The organism is Clostridium transplantifaecale, assembly GCF_900626075.1.
In the GTDB taxonomy this organism is placed as follows: Bacteria; Bacillota; Clostridia; order Lachnospirales; family Lachnospiraceae; genus Otoolea; species Otoolea transplantifaecalis.
This window is the reverse complement of the sequence record NZ_UYZY01000001.1, coordinates 863,462-884,249: the sequence shown is the minus strand read 5'-3', so window position 1 is coordinate 884,249 and position 20,788 is coordinate 863,462. Positions and strand designations below refer to the sequence as shown.

General features: G+C 42.6%; 10 protein-coding genes. All 10 read right to left on the bottom strand.

Translation table 11 applies throughout. The features are described from left to right. Positions 1-12: 12 nt before the first annotated feature. A complete protein-coding gene (locus EJL91_RS03760; protein WP_125140611.1) occupies positions 13-1,200 on the bottom strand; it encodes a hypothetical protein in 1,188 nt (395 codons plus the stop codon). A 19-nt stretch (positions 1,201-1,219) separates the two neighbouring features. Next, entirely contained in the window at positions 1,220-2,083 is an 864-nt protein-coding gene (locus EJL91_RS03755; protein ID WP_125140610.1) for a hypothetical protein, read from the bottom strand. A gap of 12 nt (positions 2,084-2,095) precedes the next feature. Next, positions 2,096-2,353, bottom strand: a complete 258-nt coding sequence (locus tag EJL91_RS03750) for a hypothetical protein (RefSeq protein ID WP_125140609.1) — start codon at positions 2,351-2,353, stop codon at positions 2,096-2,098. 52 nt (positions 2,354-2,405) lie between these two features. Then, a complete protein-coding gene (locus EJL91_RS03745; RefSeq protein WP_125140608.1) occupies positions 2,406-9,293 on the bottom strand; it encodes a DUF6273 domain-containing protein in 6,888 nt (2,295 codons plus the stop codon). Between the two features lie 15 nt (positions 9,294-9,308). Continuing rightward, entirely contained in the window at positions 9,309-10,028 is a 720-nt protein-coding gene (locus tag EJL91_RS03740; RefSeq protein ID WP_125140607.1) for a hypothetical protein, read from the bottom strand. Between the two features lie 13 nt (positions 10,029-10,041). Further along, complete coding sequence (locus EJL91_RS03735; protein ID WP_125140606.1) at positions 10,042-10,683, bottom strand: hypothetical protein; 642 nt, start codon at positions 10,681-10,683, stop codon at positions 10,042-10,044. Continuing rightward, positions 10,683-12,155 (bottom strand): DUF5048 domain-containing protein, encoded by a 1,473-nt coding sequence (locus EJL91_RS03730; RefSeq protein ID WP_125140605.1) that lies wholly within the window; start codon positions 12,153-12,155, stop codon positions 10,683-10,685. The genes EJL91_RS03735 and EJL91_RS03730 overlap by 1 nt, the downstream gene beginning before the upstream one ends. Before the next feature lie 14 nt (positions 12,156-12,169). Beyond that, on the bottom strand, positions 12,170-13,063 hold the full coding sequence (locus EJL91_RS03725) for a hypothetical protein (RefSeq protein ID WP_125140604.1): 894 nt from the start codon (positions 13,061-13,063) through the stop codon (positions 12,170-12,172). 2 nt (positions 13,064-13,065) lie between these two features. Continuing rightward, positions 13,066-14,136, bottom strand: coding sequence for a hypothetical protein (locus tag EJL91_RS03720; RefSeq protein WP_125140603.1), 1,071 nt, complete (start codon positions 14,134-14,136; stop codon positions 13,066-13,068). Positions 14,137-14,515: 379 nt separating this feature from the next. Then, positions 14,516-20,707, bottom strand: a complete 6,192-nt coding sequence (locus EJL91_RS03710) for a hypothetical protein (protein ID WP_125140602.1) — start codon at positions 20,705-20,707, stop codon at positions 14,516-14,518. Between the last annotated feature and the right edge of the window lie 81 nt (positions 20,708-20,788).

The following is a 20,788-nucleotide window of genomic DNA, read 5'->3' as shown; positions in this document are numbered from 1 at the left end:
TCTCGATTAGTTTCATGTGGCGGCAAATAATGAGCGGATGGCGGATTCGGGAATTGGCTCAAAGCCGTCCCCGACTAAACCGGATAAACTGTCGAGGGCAGCAGCATTTTTTGAAATGTCCTGTTTGGCCTTTATCATATCGGTTTCTAATGCTGTTACGTTCTTTTCGGTAGCGGCAAGACGCGCTGCAAAATCAGAAAGTTGTGTTTTAAGCGCATCCGACAGTTCTTTGGCATAACCGACAATTGTGGTAGCGGCGGCACCTTCCGGGATGTCGCCTAATTTGGTCTTGATTTTGCCAAGTTCGGTTGTGTTTCCGGCAATGGATATATTTGCCGTTCTCAATCCTGACTCTGCTGTGTCAATCCGTGCTACGGCTGCGTCTAAATCCTCTGCTTTCGCATACTGGGATAAATCAGAATCAGTCAGGGATTTGGCTACGTATTCGGCAATATATTCAATGACTGTTTTTGCAACGTAACCCTCGGGGAGGCTTCCTACAAATTCAGTCAGATTTGATATATTCGCAGCGTTTGTATTAATTTTACTGTTCATGTCGGCGGCATCGGAGGCATGTCCTAAAATCCAGTCGGTTAACTCCTTATAAGTGTCCAGGCTGTCGGGAGCGCCGGCTGTAAACTCGTTTAAACCATCAATAATCGCTTTTTTGATGGAGCCTTCGCCAGTTCCGTTGATAATGTCGATAGCCGTAGTGTTTCCGCTGATCAGCGCTTTGAGTGCGGCATCATCGTATTTTCCGGCCACAACCGATTCTTTGATATAGGCGACAATTGTCTTCGCAGCGGCATCAGTGGGAATTGTGCCGATGAATTTGAGCAGCTCTGTTTTAGCTGTTCCTGCCGCGCCGGCCGGATCAAAATCAGCCGCCCTTTTTCCGGAGTCGGTGAGGTTGCCGTTTGCACTAAGACTTGCAAAATTTCCGGCAACAGCGCTTTTTACTTTATCCGCTTTTGCATTCATAAGATCGGTTGGATTTGGTAATGCAATACTGAAAGCAGCGTCATCTTCGGTGACAGGCGCTTCCTTAGTATAAAAATAAACAGTATAAAGATCTGCGCTTTGAGAAATTGTTTTGATGGCCGGGGACACCGCCTGCTTAATTTTATTAAGAGTTTCAGCATCTGATAGCTGCTTGAACAAAGTAAGATCAGTCAAATTCATGTATTGTATTTTTGCCATTTTGTATAGTTCCTTTCTTTTAGAAGAGAGCGGTAATAGCCTCTTCTCCAATATTGCCAAGTCTGTGATCCAAAGCTGCGTCAAGCCGTTCATCCAATACGGTGTCAATAGTTTCCACTATTGCATCCGTTACCAGGGTTTTGACGTAATCCCTGACCTCTTTTGACGTGATAAAATCCTGTTCCCGGACATAGGATTCTGTGACATAACGGTCGGATGTGTAACTGCCATCTGAAGACAGGATATAAATCCTGATTACATTACCTGTGAGCTGTGTGATTGCAATTGTATGGTCAATGTGGTTATGCGCAACAACAAAAATAACATCATTTCCGGAAAGTTGTATCGTTTGATGGCCGCCGCCAATTTTAAATTGCCCGGATACCTTATAAACGCCGTCTTCCAGCTCGGATATCACAGCGGTTTTTGTCAATGAACCATAAAGATTTGAAATAGGCAGCTCACTTAATGAATTATAGGAAAGAGAATCAACATAATCTCTGACAGAACAGGCGCTGCCGATATCGCCGATTTTAGAGTCCAGTAAGCTTGTGACGTCTTCACTTTTGGCATAGGAAGAAAGATTAATCGCTTCTTCGACATCTTCCTTAATCCGCTGCAGTGTATCGGGCGTGACGGCAGCATCGGCCGTGTAAATAACATTATCTCCGGCCATAAAGTATAAGATTCCATCCAGACTTTTAATATCTGTAATCTGGTTGTAACCGCTGATCATATCTAATTTGTTATCACGTGTAACGAATAAGAGGTAATTTCCTTCCTTGACAAGACAGACGGACGGATGCTTGATAATTCCTTTCTTAAGGCATTCTTCAGCAACGGCTCTTGTAGAAGCATGAGCAAAACGAGGAATTAAAGACATAAATATTCCTCCTTATTTTACTTTTATATTTTTTTTGTATTTGTCGTAATCGAACTTTGAAATTTCTGTGATAATGTAAACCGAATTGTCCGGCTTGAAATTGTATAAGCCGTCAATATGCCAGGCATATTTTCCGTCAGACGATAAAATTGCCTCCGCTTCTTTGATATCACAGATCAGGATCTGATCGTGTTTTTCCTGATAATTAACATAGATAATGCGCTCTAAAACGTCAATTACTTTTCCATTTTTAATAACTCTATAGTACATTTTTCACCACCTGAAGTTGAGGCCATCCGTCAGGATGGCCCCGGGATTTTGTTTATATGCCAACGGAGAACATTAATAAAATTCCACCGTCATAACTCGGATAGGAATAACCGGCTTGTGCGCCTGCTTCATCAATCATATAAATATAGTTGGTAAAACCCACATTCGGGCTTCTGGTCCAATAAGACTCATAGGTTTCAGGCGCAGTTACAGCAGCGCGTTTTCTGGCATCGTCATTAATCAGATAGGGAATCGTGGCATTCGCTTCGTTGATATAAGGTTCGCTTGTTGCAGAATTGTCTGTTTCATAGAGGGACGGCACATAGAAATAGCAGTTGGAGAAAGATGTATCTGAGGATTTCATACCGGTTGAAGAATATACCTTAACGGGTTTAATCAACGCTTTCCATGCCGGAGACAGGGCGTTATAGAGACGGGTGTTTAACCAGGCATTCAGTGAAGCGGAGGCCCAGCCGCCTTCGTTCGTACTCTTATTGCTAAACTGCTTTTTTGTTCCGAGGAGAGCATTTGCCAGGAAAGTAATAGAGGCGCGCTTAGAGGAGGTGTCGGACAGATAATACCCCTTAAACTTTGCTATTTCCATTGGAATTGTTTCATGTATCCATTGGGCGATATTCTTTCCCATATCTTCACCAAGGTCTGCGTACCAGATTTTACACCAATGTACAGTTCCCGACGCGTGATTTTCATACGCGCCGTCGTCCGCTTTACTGCAGCCGAAGACGAGTGTGGAGGAAATAACAGGATTTCGGATAGCCGAAAGACCCGTCGTTGTGATTTCATTTCCCGAAAGATTTGAATTATATACAGTGACATGTTGGGAACCGGCTGTATGTCTGATTACCAGAATCTCACGATTCGTTCCCGTGGATGGTTTTTCACTGTCGGTTCCCCAGGAGAGTTTTGGTTCGGTTGCCCACCATAAACGGAAACCATTTGATCCGTCCGACTGAAAACACTGAGCAAGTGTCGCTCCGGCCGAATTGCTGCCGCTGAATTCATAATCGATGGCAAGAGTAAAATCACGGTCCTGATCCAAAATAGAAATTCCGGTATCAAAATAATTTTTTCCGTCAAATTTCATATCTGATGCGATTACTTCATGCTCCTCGATATCTTTAAAAGTATAATCATTGCCAAGGCGGAAATCCAAACTGTCTTTTACGGTCAGTAAGTCGGTCTCCAGACCAAGTTTCATCATTGCGTATAATTCCACCTGGGTCAACTGGGACAAATCTTTGCCGTCAAAATAACCCTCTGTATATTCGCAGTTATCATAGACTGCGGTAATCGTTTTATCCCCGTCTACAAGTCCGCTCTTATCCCATCCGGCAAAAAGATAGTATTTGTAAGCCGCTTCTTCAGCCGTGTAAGCCGGCAGATCACCTTTATAGTAAACGGTGGTCCCGAAGGGGGCTGCGCTTTCCTGAAGCATTAATCCTTTTGACACATATTTAACGGTATATTCCCTCACAGACTCAGTATAAACTGCCGTAATGATTCTGTCGGCAAAAATGCCGGTCAGCGTCTCGTCCCATCCTGCAAACGCAAAATTTGTACTGATTGTGCTGTCCTTGGCCGGCGTGGAAATCGGGGAGTCGGTTCTGGTAATCGGATCGAGGGCATTCCCGCCTTTATCCACATACTGGATATCAAGAACGGTATGGGTTTCATCGTCATTTAAAAATGTGACCTTGTACTGGGTGATTAACGTATCATACCGGATCTCTAAATTTGGCCAGATTGCATTATAATAATCGAGTTTCTGCTGCCTCATGACAGGGATGTATACTTTACCGGACAGAACAGAGGTAAGGGTATTGTAACCGTTTTCATCGATACCCGCTAATTTGGCAAGCCTGTCCAAACGTTCGGTTGTCTCTAACGTCCAGTCGATGCCGGACAGACGCAGCCTTGTCAAATTAACGGATTTGTCTATCAGGGCCGATTCGTCAATAGAAGGGCAGTTTTCAATGGAAAGGGTTGTGATATTGCCATAATCAGAGATAGTCAAATCTTCGAGACGGTAGAGATTATTTGCCGTTAAAGAGGCGATTGCAGGAAGATGGGCAACACGGACTTTTCCGCCCCTGGCAAATATAACACCGGTTATTCCGGAACCGTCGGCATAAAATTCCTCTAAATTTATGCACTCGGAAAGTGAAACGGTTTTCTTCAAATTAGGTAAATTACGGAGATCTAACCGTTCCAGCAAAACATTGCGTCCGATCCCAAAATCATTCATATTGGTATTTGAATACCCCTCAACCCCGGAACCGACCGTTAAATCAATCAGTTTGATGCCCTGGTTGAAATCGGTATATCCTGGGTAAAACGGGGCGATATCACCGATAGACTGAATGAGAGAGGCGTTGTAAACATATACTTCCGTATCATTCATGGCAGCAATAGGAGACTTCATTTCATAGGTTTGACCCCGTTTGCCGCGGACTTTAATCTGGTTGGAACCAAAACGGTTAACAATATAAGTATCCGCATACGGTTTAATGCGGAATACTCCGTCCGGCTTTACACCTGTCCAGTTAGCAGGCGTATAACCGCGGATCGTGATTACATCCGAAGTACAGGCAGCTCCGACATACTTTGAACTAATATATTTTTCCTGGTATTTCTGGAATTGCCTCCGCTGGTGCTTTTTATCCCCGTGCATCATTTCGAGATAGGAAGGGGTTCCATTGTCTTCGTACGGACGGAAATACTTGCGCCTCATGTCCGTAATCCATAAACGCTCCGGTTTGGACGCCTGCTCTTTTTCAAATTTAGTTAAAACCCTGCCCGCCGACCAGGCGCCTTGGCTTTCAAGTTTAATGAACAGAGCCGCCAGATCCTCCTGCATATAATCACGTATATAACAGAATACCTTGCTGTCTGAGGCGTTAAAAACCGATTTAGTTCCAATCGTGTCGGTATCTTCATAACCGTACCGCAAGGTCAGGCCTCCCTCGTTATCATTGCCCATGCCCGTATCATTATCATAATCAAAACACAGATCCCAATGAATTAAATCTTCCGTGTGCCAGAAGGTATTTTTGGCACGATTGTCCACCAGCGTATACCGTTCTGTAAATAAATAATAGAAGAGAAGGGAGTCCTTGATGAAATGCTCTTCAAATTCAGCGGAAAACGTTTCCGGTTCTGCATTGACAACCCATGTCAGGAGCGTCTGCCATGCATCTTTTCCTGCCTGCAGCTCCTCCGGAGTGCAGTCCGGATTTTCATAACGCATTTCGAAACTGGTATCGCCGTCCCATCCCTCATTACTGAGATCATCGGATAGGAATCTGCACTGCGGATCAGTATTATTAGATACTTCCACGATAAATTCCTTGTGGTTATCCGGATTCATGCCGAATGCCTCCGAATTCTTTTTACTGTTGCCAATATTACCGGCAGCATAAAAATGCCACTGACCGTCGTCGAATTCAACCGCGCTGTCTGTATCCGTTTCACGGATAAAAACCACACACGGATGGAATTCCATTGTGTCGCGCACACGGGAATCGTCTTTCCTAGCCTGCCGGATATATGGATTAAAAAGATGGTATTCCTCAGCAATTCCGGCATTATTGATATTCTCTGATGATGCAATATTGACCTTAATATTAAAATAGTTCACGGGAATCGAGTTCTCCGTCATTCCATATTTTTCAGCAGTTGTGCCGTCTGAAAATTTGAACCCGCCCTTACAGTTCAGATCCAGGTTCCTTCCGGCTTCACCGTAGTTATCCGAAGAGGTGCCTTGTCCGCTGAGAATCCCATTCTCAGAAATCCAGTTGTCCATTGCTTCGCGGCCGTTTTTATATATCTGCTGAAAAGAGGTACTTGCTACTTTATCCTTTTTACCGGTAGTAAACCGCGGCGTTTCTATTTTAATGATGCGGAGATCGGGGCATTTCTCTGCCAGGAGATCCGGATCCAGGCCGCCGGAGGAATCGAGAATGTCATTCCGCATATACCGGGAAATAATTTCGTCGGCATTTTTTGCGTCTGCTATGAAGTTACTCAGTATTTCGTCATCGGTAAGGTTCATCGTGTAAGATTTCATCCGGTAAACCCATACGTCACAATCATCGGAGCCGATTGTAATTCCTGTGGGAGTGGTCTGGGTAAAACTGTCGGAAGCAGAATAGATTTTAACCCTGGTAGGGATGCCGTCGATCCACATAACCATTTCCGTATGTTCGGCATCCGGCAGAATATTGAATTCCAATTCCATATAATTATCTTCGCAGTAAGGAACGCTTAACTGATTTTGTTCGGAGGTTAATACGGCTTCCTGTGCATTCACCTTAATGCCGATATGATTATTGCGGCAGGAGAGAACCTCTGCCTCGTAATCCTTCACATTAGTGCATTTGTAGATAAGTTTAAAATTCTTGCCGGTCTTTTTGGCGTCATCGGCAAAAAGATGATAAGGAATGACGGCGCTTGTGCCGGCTTTTACACAGAAAAAGGTGTCACCGTCGTCATCAATCTGATATCCGCCATTGGATGAATCAAAGTTGTCGGAAACAGTTACGGAAAGAGTATCGTTAATTTTGAGCCAGTCGGACTCGCCGTTGTGGCGTCCGGCCGGATTGAAATCAAATGCCAGATTTGTAGTAACGGGACTGATATCGATGCCAAGTTCATCAATTGTGGCGGTAATTGCCTTTGTAACTTCCCCGCAGGTGATAAGTAAAGTCTGTTCGCCCACGTCAGAAGATTTATAGCTCCATACCTGGCGCGTCCGGTCGACGGACAATGCGGATATGTTTTTGCCGTCCACAGACAGGCTGATATCGGCCGGATTATGTTTCGGGTCATAAACAACATATGGAATGGAAGTGGTGTTATACTGTCTGGCTGTAAAGGCCTTGAGGGAGCAGCCGATTACGGGTGTGCCGTTATTCACGTCCACCCAGATAATGTCTCTGTATACAGAATCGCTCCGTACCTCCCGGCCGTTAATTTCAGCCGTCATGTACACTTCAAATGAGTGGGCTCCGTGAGACTGCGCCGGAATCGTATAAACCATCTGCCGGCCGGTAACCGCGGTAGTAATCCCGCCCAGTTCCTGGCCGTCAAGCCTGAATATAATCTGTTTTGTAATGTCGCCATAGGGGGTATAGCGGAACGTGACTTCATCGGAATAGAAGAGAGCATCATCAAACATGGATTCCAGTTTAAATTCGACAACGGTGATGGTCCATGTTTTGGAAGAAACAGAACCAAAGCTGTCTGTGACAGTCAGGCGGACAGTATTCGCGCCGGTTTTTAGGTACTGCGTAATATCAAATGAGTTTTTTCCCTGAATGGCAATAGAGGACGCAACAGCAGTGCTGCCGACCTTCCATGCTGCGGTTCCATTTCCCGTGGTGTCTCCGGCATTATCAACGGATGTGAAGTTAAATTCAATCACCGCCGTGCCGTCAGAAAGAATGATAAGCTGATCCGATGTTATTCGCTCGATTGTAATGGTGGAGGTGTCAATGGAACCGCCGCCTCCGGTGATGGTAAACTGCCGCTTGACTTCATCATTTTCATATAAAGTAAAAATGTTATCTGCATAATCTGCATCGTATGTATTAGATTCAACCGTTCCAAGGTTTTTTACCTTTTCATCCAGGTCGGCTAGTCCGGAATTTAAACCCTGGATATCGGAGCCGTATCCTTCAACGTCTTTTTTCACAATGTTCAGAGAGTTTTCAGTATCAGCCGCTTTTTTGGAAACCGTGTCAACACCTGTTTTAAGATTATCAATATCGTCTCTGGCGGCGTTAACGTCGCCGGTGACGGTCTTAACCTTATCTGCCAGCGTGTCTGCAGCGGCTTTTACGTCTGCGACAGAGGCGCCGACGGTGTCGGCTGCTTCTGTGATTTCTGATGTAATTGATTCTCTCAGCGCCGATGTCCATGCGGCGGAAGGCTCAATCTCACTCAGCAGAACGGATGTAATCTCTGTCTCGCCGTTTCGGAAAACAAGTTTTCCCTTTCCGTTTACTACAGAGTAGGAAACCTTCAGATTTGAAAGACTGTTGATAACAATTTTCGTGATTTCATCTTCACCGTCTTTGAAGGTTAAGGTGCCGGTGACGTCGTCGTATGAAACCGTCAAATCAGATAAACTGTTGATGCCGCGTATGGTGGTATTTATATCTTCCAGAAGAGAATCAACGGAAGTTTTATCATAATAACCAGCGAGTGCATCCGATATCCTTTGTGTAATTTCGGGTGAGAGAGTATTTTTAACGTTTTTTTCTATGGTTTCGGCATCTACAGACTCGGCCGACGCCTGAGCCATGTCGGCGTATGATTTTGCATCGGATACATGGGTAAGTATCATGTTGATAAAACTTGTATACCATTCATCGGTCGGCTCGATAATACCTTCATAGTTAAGAGCTTCTAAAACAGTGAATTTTCCGTTCGGCTTTGTTTTCCAGACATATTTTTCATTTTTTTCATTAACGCCGGTGGCCGTAATCTCAAAGGTGACGTTGCCAGCCAGAGCAGTGACATTTTCATCGACTAACCAGCCAAATACAATTTTGTCATCGCTATAGGCGACATTGACTGCATTTGCAACCGTGCCTTTTTTCGATTTATTTTCATAATGGATTTGGATATACATATTCATTAAATCAATGCCGTCCCGGTATCGGTCCATTTTAAAAGCAATATACTGGCTGTTGGATTCCTGGGCCATATTGATTTGGCTTGAATCCAACTGGATATCCTTTGTTTCCGTGATAAGAGAATAGACAGTATCTGAATACTTCTCATAAACGAAATATCTGCCGTCGTCACAAAGGGTAAAATTGTCCCCGGCAGCAGAGGGCGAGGCGGATCCGGCGGAAGAGCCAGTTCCGTTTACTGAACCGGCCTCATTTTTATTGATATAATCTTTAAGAGCCATTTAAGCCTCCTTGTCTTATTTTTTCAGCAGTTCATCCAGGTTGGCAGCATCGGCGCTGGCGGGTATTTCATCCAGATATGTTACACCGTCCTCGGTTCCGTCTAAATCGGGGGCAAGGATGATATCTGCAATTTTCCTGGCCAGGGTATCCACATCAAGACCTTCTCCAATTTGTCCGGAACGGGCGAGAAGCTTGATTTTATTAGAGATTTCATCAATTTGGATATCTTTTGCCCCATCGTCGTAAAGCTGCCTGGCCAGGGCTTCCGTTTCTTTATTGACGGCCATTTGTGCCAATATCAGCTGCGATAACGGATCAAGGACGTCATCGGGAATCTGCATACTCCATGCGGAAGCAGGGGTAATGGGGATTTTGAAATTCAATGTTTCCCTGACGCGCTGCAGGATCTCTTTCCCATCCACCTGTTCTAACAGATAGAAGGATAGGCGGCAGTTCAAATCACCGGCCTCCGCTGTAATATCGGTGTCTCCTTTTATTAAGTATTGAAGATAATCATTTTTATAGCCGGAATTATTCAGGGTAAGCAGTTGAAATCGATAGGTATTGCCGGGAGTAAGATACTCCAGTCTTACAACGGCACCGGTCATGTCAATGTCATCATAAATTTTCGGAACCAGGATTTGGATCGTGTCAACCAGCTTGCTCCGCTGCATGATTGTGGTTTTATTGGTAGCAATAACAGAATGATCATGATTAACTAAGAGTGTGTACAAAGTGTTCTCCCTTCTAAACAGCCATCAACGAGATACTCTCGATCAGCAGGTCGGCCGCAGGCATTTTTTTAACTTTAAACGTCATATATCCATCATAGGTTTTAACAATTACCCGGGCCTTTACCGCAACAGGAATGCTTTCTTCTGAAAATCTGACTTCAGGCGCATAGCCGGCAAGTATTTTATCGTTATGATAAGTGAATACATTATTTTCAAATCCGCTTACAGGAATCGTTACATCCCGGATACTCCGGAATCTGTCAAATAGAGAATTGACTTTTGCGGCGGAAAAGGCAACCAGACTGGCCTGTTCATCCGCTGGGTTATCCTCTATGCCAACCGTGTTCTGCGCAACGGCATTAATAAAGGTTACAACATCTTCCAGATAAAAGCGCTGCAATGCGATAATGGCGTCTCTGGTCCAGTTCCATTTTTCAGCATTAAAAAAGCAATCCAGAATATCGGGATTGTTTTTTATAAGATCATTGCATGCCGCTAAATTGCCCTGCGCAAAATAAGAATTATATTGTGTTACAACCGGCATTAAAACACTGTTTATATCCATCATGCGTTTTTTTGTATCTTCTTTTACCGGGAATTCCGTAAGCGGTAAGTCTACATATTTTTTTTCTGCTGGTTCTATTGTTACAGCCATTAAATACTCCTCCTTTCAAGTGAGGTTTCTTTGTTTCTGACATAAGAAAAGCTCTCCAGAAACCGGTAGAGAGTCATTGTCATCGTACCCTCCAGGGTGGACCAGGAAATACTTTGAATCATATACTGGGCTGTAGTACCGGATATACTTGGGGTGTATTCTATCTTCTGATTTACATCCAGCCAGGGGATAATTATAAGGGAGAGTGTTACGGTATCCCTCATTGCAGTTGTTTGGTATGTCAAATACTCCGCCTGATTGTAACAGAGATCGTCGGAATATAATTTCTCATAATTAAGCCGCTGAGATATTTCGTAACCAAGATTATCAATTGAGAATGGACACTCGGGGTTAGTTTCTTTGTATATTCCATGAGCCTGGTATTGTCCGAGAAGATACAGACAATTTTGAATTGTTCCATTTAAGGTGCGCCGGTACATAAAGACATAAGTTGTACTGCCCTTTAAACGGCCGGCTTCAAGGGCACTTCCGTCATCATTGACAATCGGTATGGCAGTCAGGCCGTTAATGCTTACTTTATCGTTTCCGATACTGTCAGAGCATATTTTAATGCCGATTCGATCGAGATTTTCAATCTCCTCCAGGCTGGCCACCCCTTTAAGAGCAATATTGTAGATACCGTTTGACGACGTCGAGGTTTCTACAAAGCGGTCGGTATTTTCAAGTTCCAATACTTTTCCCCATATTTCGGTTACATTATAGACGCCGCTGAACGTATTATTTACAGACTCATTAATTACCAGCGGCTGAAGGAAGGAGTCATCCAATTGACAGGGTTCGGAAAGACCAGTTGGAATCTGGCGCCAGATAAATGTGCCATCGGCATCGAAGAAGAATTCCCAGGAATCGTACAGCCCGCAGATATCGGCCCATACATCGCAGTAAGTCACCGAATCGGAGTATTCCAAATCATAAGGGATCTCTTTCCCGATATCCTCTATATAGTAATTTGTAATACCGGCCTTTTTTACCAATGCTAAAACAGATTCGCGAATATCTTCCCCGGCGGGAATGGTGAGAGAGTAACCGCCGATTACTCCGTTCTTTGTGCCGTCGTAATCGGCCATCAGATCGGCGCAGGATAAAGAGAGAGTATTATCAGTTCCGCTGTATGAGTAATCGGCATCCAGGTATGTATAAGTCCCGATTAACCACCAGAGAATCTCCGATGAACGGAGTGTCTGAATCCCATAATAGATTCTTATATATTTATCAATCCATATTTTTTTGTCATTGCCGATTAGAAATGAGTAATCGGAGACATGGATGTTACAGCTATAGGTCCTTCGCTGTTTTGCCTTGCTGTCGATATTAATTGAATCACTGATCAGATTGGCTGTCAGTGAATCTATAATTTTATAGTTTTTGTTAAGCAGTTCAATTCTTACGAAAATGTCTTTTGGTCGTTGGCGGACCGCGCTTAAATCCGCATCCGCAGGATAGTAAGCCATAAGTTTCTATCCTCCTATTCTCTGTCTATATCGGTATCGATAAAACCGTAATCGTACAAGTCTGAAATGGCTGCCGGGTTGCCGCATTCCACCCATTCAATCTGATGTGAGATATTCTGGTAGTGCCCGTTTATGGTGCGGGGCAGACTGCCGACCAGATTTATCATGTACATATCACCTTCAAATGTCTTAAGAATTTTTGCCTTGCCGTCCGACAGGAATTGATCAATACGATTTCTGTAATTCCAGCCGTCGCCGACAGCATAACAATTATCCTTGAATTCGATGAAAGTAGCAGTGAGAGTGCCGGAATAATAACGGGAGATTCCGTTGTTCACTACATAGGGATATTTTGAACCCGGGGCAACAATCGTTTTTGATTCACGGTTATACTGGATCGAAGTTTCCGTATCCAATTCCAGAGGATAGCTTTCGTCTTGGCCGACCAGGAAGAAGCAGTCGAACTCAGAGTGTACGCAGGTCGAGATGGTATCGGTGTCGGCATTGGAAATTACGGCCACATAGGCATATTCGATATCCGTATTTGATGGTTCTAAGTAGTCGTAAAACTCAATTGCAAAATCTTCATTCGAGTGAATCTCTTTCTCAAAGATGGTTTTCCAGGTAAAGGTTCCCTTGATTCTTTTCTTGATTTTGATTTTCTGGACAATGCTTTCCGAATAAGTTACGTTTCCGGCGTATAAATCATTATGGTACAGTGCATGTAAATGGGTATCAAAATCCCAATCTGCCGGGATATTCCAATTGAACTTAATCAATGTTTTTTTTGTGGCGTAAAGTTCGTCAAGAATCATATGTTTTAATGTTATAGCAGTAAGAATTTCTTCCTCAATCCCAGTCCCGTATACGGTTTCAGGACATCCTGCAAATGTAGAGCCGATAAACATTTTTACACCGCCTTTCCAAGATTGGCTATTTCTATATCGTACAGACCATTTACACGGCAGAGGAGCAGCCCTGTTTTTTGATCGGCCAAAGGCAGCGAGGTGATGTTGCTGTATCGGATATAGTTTATCCAATAGCTGGAGACCTTTAATTCATAACATGCCGACAATTCATCGCTGCCAAACTTTCCGATTCGGTATGTTACGGACAGGGTCAGCGCATTTGGATTTTTGGAACGAAGAGTTAAAACCTCCTGGTTCGGGCAGGCTCCATAAAAAAGTATGGCCAGTGAAAAGTTTTTATTTAATTCAAATCCCTCTGTATAAGAGAGGGAATTATGAGTCAGATCAACATATTCATCACCGATAAAGGTTACGGTGGATTCCGGGTGGCCTTCTGAGGACACAATATTTGAACGTATTTGAATCGCTCCCTGCTTTGCCAGATTAGTAGGTTCTAAGAGAGAGAAGATATCGCGGATGCTGTAGGTGACGGAGAGATTTACATACCCTGTGTCGACATCAATCCCGTTAACCGTTTTTCCTGTCGCTCTTACGGTGTATTCACTTTTATTGGTAAAGCCCGAAAATGTGTGTGTTAAAGCGCTTGTGTCATATTTTGTTCCCGATGTCGAAAGCGGCGTGTGTGACTTGGTATATAATGAAATTTCCCAAGAGTCAAGTAATTCTCCGCTTTCCTGGAAATAAGAGACATGAAAGGTGTAGGAGGAGGCGGAAATCACCTGCCCATCGGTAATGTTTGAAAAATGAAATGACGGGAGCGCAAGACAGAGAAAAGACTGGCCCAGCTGCTGGATGTCGGATTCGATATTGTTTTTATCGAAAACGGTAATATAGGCGTTATACTTTTCGCCGTTAATCAGAGCAGCAGCCAGGAGATGAATTGGATGCTCATATTTAAAGCTTTCAATTGTATGGTCGTATACAACCTCATTTGTTTCATTATTTTTAATGATACATCGATTTTTAAATACCTGGTTGCCTTTCCATGCGAATCTGATGGTGGTTCCTGTCGATGCATCAAAAGGGGGAATGCTGTAAATGGATGCCTGCAAAGCTGTATCACCTCCTTATGTGATAAGATAATATATTATGCATATTACAGTTAGTTAGAGGGACTGGTTTTGTTTTCTACCACGAATAAATCAGTCCAATTATTGCAGGGGGCACATACGCGCACAGTATCGTTGACTGCACATGGGATTGTCGCTGATACGGTATAGGTATTTCCGCAATATTGTATCCGGTATTTTTTCACGGAGATAATTCCTGTGATTCTCGCGGTAAAAGTTTTATCGGAATACGATTTTGTCTTTATCATAGAAAGAGTCTGACGGATTATTTTGTTTGCTATGTCATATATCAACTCTGAATAATTGATTTTTACCACCTCACTGTAGAAAGGACACCCAATATTTTGGATGTCTCATTATATTAGTATTTAGAATACGCCTGCCGTAACGCCGGTTCCCATTCCCGCTTAAAGGCCTCTGCTAATTTTTGCGTGTTATCTACACTATTCAAATTAATTTCAGTCTGGAAATTAAATTCCTGCAATTTACCAGCGGTATCAGTTGTGATTGCCGGAGGGGCGAAGAATGGCAGCGCAACAGGTATTTGCTCCAGATTCCGTAAAAGCTGCTGCTGCTGAAGTTCATTTAACACAATCTCTCCGGTATGCAGTGTTGCGGCAACTTCATCCCGGTTCAGTTTCTGCGTGGCAAGAGTCTTTAGCATTCTCACCGAAGTTCCGGGGCTGCGCTGAACAGGGCCTTTTTCAATGCCATCTTTATAATGGTTCTTTTTTTGCTCTTTCGTCCGTTCGGCAGTTTCCCGGAGTTCACTTTCCTTTCCGGGTCCGGTAGCGGTGTTGTCCGGCGTATTCCAGTTTGGGCCTTTAGAAGAAGAGTGGCCTTTGCCTTTGCCGCTGTTGCCGGAAGAAACTTTAGCGTCAGAGACCCTTTTTGCCTCCTCCTCGGCCAGTTCCTTCAGGGTTGCAAGCTGTTCTTCCAGGGTCTTTTTAATTTCCTCCCAGGTGGAAGTATAAGATGCAATTGTATCACTATTTGAATTGGCGGCCTTTAGATAATCCTTAAAATCATTAAGAGAAGAGGAGATACGATTTTGAATATCATTTAAAGCCGAATCAGCATTTTTATTTCCCGTAATATCTAATATGGCTTCAAGATTTTCCAGAGCAGAGAAGCCGTCTTTGGCAGAATGAATAAGGGAATCAAATTGAGACATCACCTGGGAGAATGACATTGTGCCATCCTGATATGCGGCAATATACTGTTCCATTAAACTGGCAATCTTGTCATTACTGTCAATTTGTTTCTCATACAAATCCTTTTGCGCCGCGATATTCTCATAATTGCCCTTCAGCATATTATAAAGATCATCACCATGACCGGAGAGAATTTTATCCTTCCAGTCTGGCCCCAGGATTTCATCTGCGTCGGAAGCATTTCGGGCTTTTTCAATATTAGAAGCAATTTCAGACCACTTGTCTTTTATTTTTTCCAATTTTTCGATCTGCTCATCATAATTTTCCAGCACGTTATCCCGTTCATCCTCAAGCGCTTTGATTTGCTCCTCTAAATCATATACTGTTTTGTTATATTCAGCATCTGCTTTCGATTTATTTGCATTTCGAACGGCATCCTGATCCGCTTCGTAGACGAGCTCTCCATTTCTGACAACCTGATTTGCTTTTTGGCTATTCGCTCTGGCCAAGTCATATGATGCCTGTTCCAGTGCCAGTTGTACGCCACGCTCTTTATTCTGCTCCTGTAATAAATCCAGTTTGTCCTGTTCAATTTTAGTTTTTGCTTCATATTCTTTTGTGGTGGCATCTTTTAAATCATTAATCACACCGACCTGTTCTTCGATAGCAGTAGTGACGGCGGAGATCGAAGCATCAAATTGATCGGTTACTTCCGTCAGGGCCCCGAGAATATTTTGCAATTGCTCCTTCAGTTTGCCGATGTTGTCTAAAGGAATCTGAAGAATTTGTTTATTCCAATCCTGCTGGCTTTGAATTAGAGAGGATATTTCATCTTCGACATCCTGAATTTCATTTTTCACATCATTAAACTTATCACTTCCATACTCATAATTACCAAGCTTATCAGAAAGAAGGGAATGCTGTTCTTTGAGCTTGTCGATTTGCAGGGAAGAAATATCAATCAGACTTTGGAGCTGTTCCTTTGTCGCTTTGATTCCCAGAGAATCCTGTTCACTGATTTTATTTGTAATATTCTTTTTTATATTATTCAGTAGTGCTAAATAACGCTCAATACGGCGAATTGGAAGATTTAAAATTTCCTCATTCCATTTAGCCTGGTTCTCTTCACATTGTAAAATGGCATTTGAGCAGTCTGAAATCTTGGATTTTACATTATACCACTCGGCGCTACCTTCTTTTAATCCATCCAGTTCTTCCTGCAGAATGTCGAGCTGCTCATAATATAAGTCGATTTGATCTTCAGATAGACGGATCAGCTCCCGATAGTCAGCTTCGGTTATCATACGGCCCGTAGTCTCTTTGAGATTCAGTTCGGATTCGAGTTTACTCATTGCAGATTCAACCGCCTCAAAAGATGCTTTTATCATATTAAGCCTGATTTCAAATTGTTTGCGCCGATCTTCTGTTATTTGAGCCAAAGCTTTATTATAGGAATCTTCCTGGCTGGATAAAGAAGCAAATATTTCGATCGCTTTATCAAGAAGTTCAGTCTTAGCATCAATAGATTCATCATCAGGATCAATTTCAAAGGATGTTTTCCAGCCGTCCGGAGTAACATCCCCTTTCATGATTTTCGAAAGCAGGCTGTTGCCTTCAACCTCTCCGAAGTTTTGAAGAATCTCAGCCGATATATCATTCCACTGATTTTTATAGATATCTAATGCAGACTTATTTGTATCCATTATCTGTTCATCTGCTGCTAATAATTCGTCAAGCAGGGAAAGCTGCCTTTGATAGGATACATTTTCATCTTCTATGGTATCAGCGATTTTCTCACGTTCGCCGGAAATATATTCAAGAGCTGTTTTTATCCAGTTATATTCTTTCTTTTGTTTTTCTGCTTCTTTTGTAATCTTTTTAGATGACCCGACAGCTTTCGTAAGTTCATTGGTAATCGCTTTACACCCGGATTCGGGAGGAGTGTAAAAGATGCCTGATGCGGTTGCGCCTCCAGTATTGCCGCCATTCCCAGAAGAGGGATTATTATTTATAGACTCTCCATTAAAAGCCGGGACACTGCCTTTAAAGAAAGCTTTCCCTCGGCTATTAATACGTCCGTTGCGCTCTAATTGCTTTGTCTGTACATGATTGAAAATAATATCGTTGGACTGCAGATTAACAAACTCAGCACCGTAAGTTCCGATGGGGATGGCCATGCCATTTCGAACTAAAAGTTCTTTCCCTAATTCACCGACTAAAGCTTTCCCGGTATATCCCACCTTCCAGCTTCCATTGACAAATGCAGAGCCCGTCCAGGAGGCATTTTTCCCATTTTCCTTCTGCCTGCCGGCACTCACAGCAATTCCCTGCAACAGGGAAAACATGTTGCCTGTTTTTAATTTCACTGCAACAGTAGCGGTATATTCTTTGCTAGTCAGGGAATCAATCACAGCAGTGGCTTCTGCGATATCGGCGGAGACTTTAAACTCCTTATCTTCGATTTCCAAATTTGCAATGTCTATGATGGAGCTTTCCGTTTTCCCTCCGGCATCATTGAGATTTAGTACGGCTTCTATTGTAATGTTATTTGCGTCGGCTAATTCTTTCTGCTTGTTTTTTGCCCATGCAATATGGGTCAGGTCGGTTGGAGATTTATCGGGAGCGGCAGTTAACTTATCTATTTCCTCTTGTAAAGACTGAATTTCTTCAACGGCTTTTTGCTTATCAATCGTTATCTGGACAATATCTTCCAGTTCATTTTTTGAGGCCTTAAGTTCATCAAGCTCTGCTTCCCACTCACTGGTATCAAAGCCTGGCGCCACATTTCGGATTTTTTCTTCAATTTCATCTATTTGATTGTTCAGTCCATTTAGTGCATCTGTTGTATCAATATTTCCATCTTCGTCAAAAGAGAAGGTTAAATCAAAGCCGTAATCTTTCAGCTTTTGAAGATTATCCTTAACAAAATCAACGCTATAACCAAGCTTTTGAGCGGTATCATCTATGTCGGTAATATCGATAGACCATTTGTGGTTGGCGTCTTCAGTAGCCATTCCGATCTCTTTCAGAGCATTTGCAAAACGGATAGAACCTTCCTGACCTTCAGTAAAGTAGTTCTTTGCATCCGCCATAGCCTTTTGATAGGCCGCCGAGATTTCCTCGACGGATGCCGCCGACATATCCTCATTTGTCATATAGTCAACAAAGGTACGAATATCGTCAGTACCGGTTAATCCCTTGTTCCACATTTCCTGAACTTTACCGAGGTTTGACTGGATTGTATCATAATGAGCGCCGGAATCCGAACTTGAAAGAGCCTTTGTAAAGGCATTATACTTAGAAAGAGAATTTTCATATTCAGTTTGGAGAAATTTCAAATCGGCTATTTGACCTAGTGTAGTCGAACGGTCGGTTTCCTTTGACCGGATGAGAGACTCTAATGCATTACGCTGGTCTTCGGTAAGCGAGGTATCTTGTTCTAATCTTTGATTATACGCGGCCAGTTCATAGGCAGTGCTGTTCAGATGCTCTTTTAATGCAGAAAATTTCTCCGAAAATTCGGAGCGCATGTTTTTGCGTTCCTCAACATTCAAGTCTGCAAGCTTTTGCGTGTTTAATTGAATGCCTGTGGAGGTGATTTCTAAAACACTGCCTAAATTACCGTACTGCTTTTGAAGTCCGGCTAACGTTTCAGCAGAAAGGGTACCGGTTTCGTTTTGTTCGGACAATGCAATGCTGAACAGGTTTTGAGCTGCGATAGAAGAATGGATGCGCTCATTCAGATTTCCAAGATCGATTCCCTCCAGTGAGGATTCAGCGTTTTTTTCTTCAGCGGCCAGAAGTTGAAGCTGGTCGATGAAAGCTGCAATGGGAGAGGCGCTGTCAGATATAAAATCACTTTTCTGAATTGCCTCATTTAGATTTTCGTATGAAGCGATAGTTGCTTCGTCAAGTTTTCCTGCCTGCGCCAGTTCTATTAATTTTTTTTGGGTTATTTCCAGGCCGTCAGTGTTAAATACTTCATCTAAAATAGACTCGTTCCAGATTTTGGAGCCATTTTCAACATAGGTATATGCTAATTTAAGAGCGCTGTTAACATTATCAGCAAATTGTGTTTCTTCGTCATTAAGAACTTTGTAGTTGGCCAGTTCATCAATGCTGTCTTTATAACCACCTAGTGTGGGAATTGCTTCCTCAATAGCGTCTTGATGCGTTTTAATCGTTTTTCTGGCAGCTTCGGCAGCTTTTTCATCTCCATCTGCTAACGCTGTTTCTAGTTTGTTCTGATATTGTTCGATCATCGCAGCTTGAAGTGTTATATCATCAAAATTTGCTGATTGATCGTTATATTGACTGTCAGTCAAATTGGCTAAGCGGTGAACTGTCTCAGATGAAAAATCACCAAAACCGTATTCTTTTTTATAGGCTTTTGTATCAGCTTCGTATTTTTCTTCAGACGCTTTTTTTAGTTCTCGTTGTTTATAATCCTGCTGTAATTTTAACTCTTTTGTCGCTTTTCTTAGCTTATCTAATTCTGTTGCTTCAACATAGGTTAATGAACCTTTTGATTGAAGTTCCTGTATGCGTTTGCTATTTTCACCTAGAGCTGTATTGATGTCATCTAATTCGTTTTTCTGGGTTGTAAAGTCTTGTCTTGCGTTCTTTGCGGCTTCTTTTGCTTTTTCTGTACTATGAATAAAGTTGTCGAATGCGCCTATTGCTAATTGGATGCCTTTAGATATAGCCCAAGATACAAACATATTTCCAACAATAGATAAACCATTTAAAGCAACTTGAGCTGCTTTTGCCCCAAGGGTCATGTTACTGAGCGATTTTATGAAGCCTTTAGTTGTCAGTTCTCCATTTTTAAATCCAGAAGCATACTTTACAATTTCTTTGTTTAAATTTCCGCCTATTCCTTCAGCTAGGGCTTCGGCGCTCAAATTACATTCATTAAATAAATCTTTAAAAGCCTCATAATCACCTAATAATTCAGGAGTAAGAGGGGACTGTGAGGGGCTAAACAGTGTAGAGAGTGCTCCATTTTTACCTAACAGTGAACTTTGGGATGCGATGGCTTGGAATTGAACAAATTTATCCTTTAAAGTTTGAAAGGTCTCACCTGAAATATCAAAATCCTTGTTACCGTTGCTTTTTTTAATCGTCTTTTGAATGATATCAGAAATAACAGCTCCCGTATTGCGACCGACATTTTGTGCCTGTTGCTTTAATGCAGTGTCACCTAAATCAACTTGTAATTTGAGGTGATTCGAGGCCAGAGAGTTTTTAATATCGGTAATAGCAGATTGTTCGAGAGATGCTTTATTTATGGTTACTGATAAATCTTTTATTTTTTTAAACTGTTTTTTTAAATCTGAACTGACATTATTACCAAGTACAGTGCCAGATATTTGTACTTTGAAATCATCGATTGGCATTAAAGTCTCCTTTTGAAAAGCCCAGAACAAAAGCGCTGAGCATTATAGATCCTTGCGTATAGACGTGGATGTGTTAAAAAG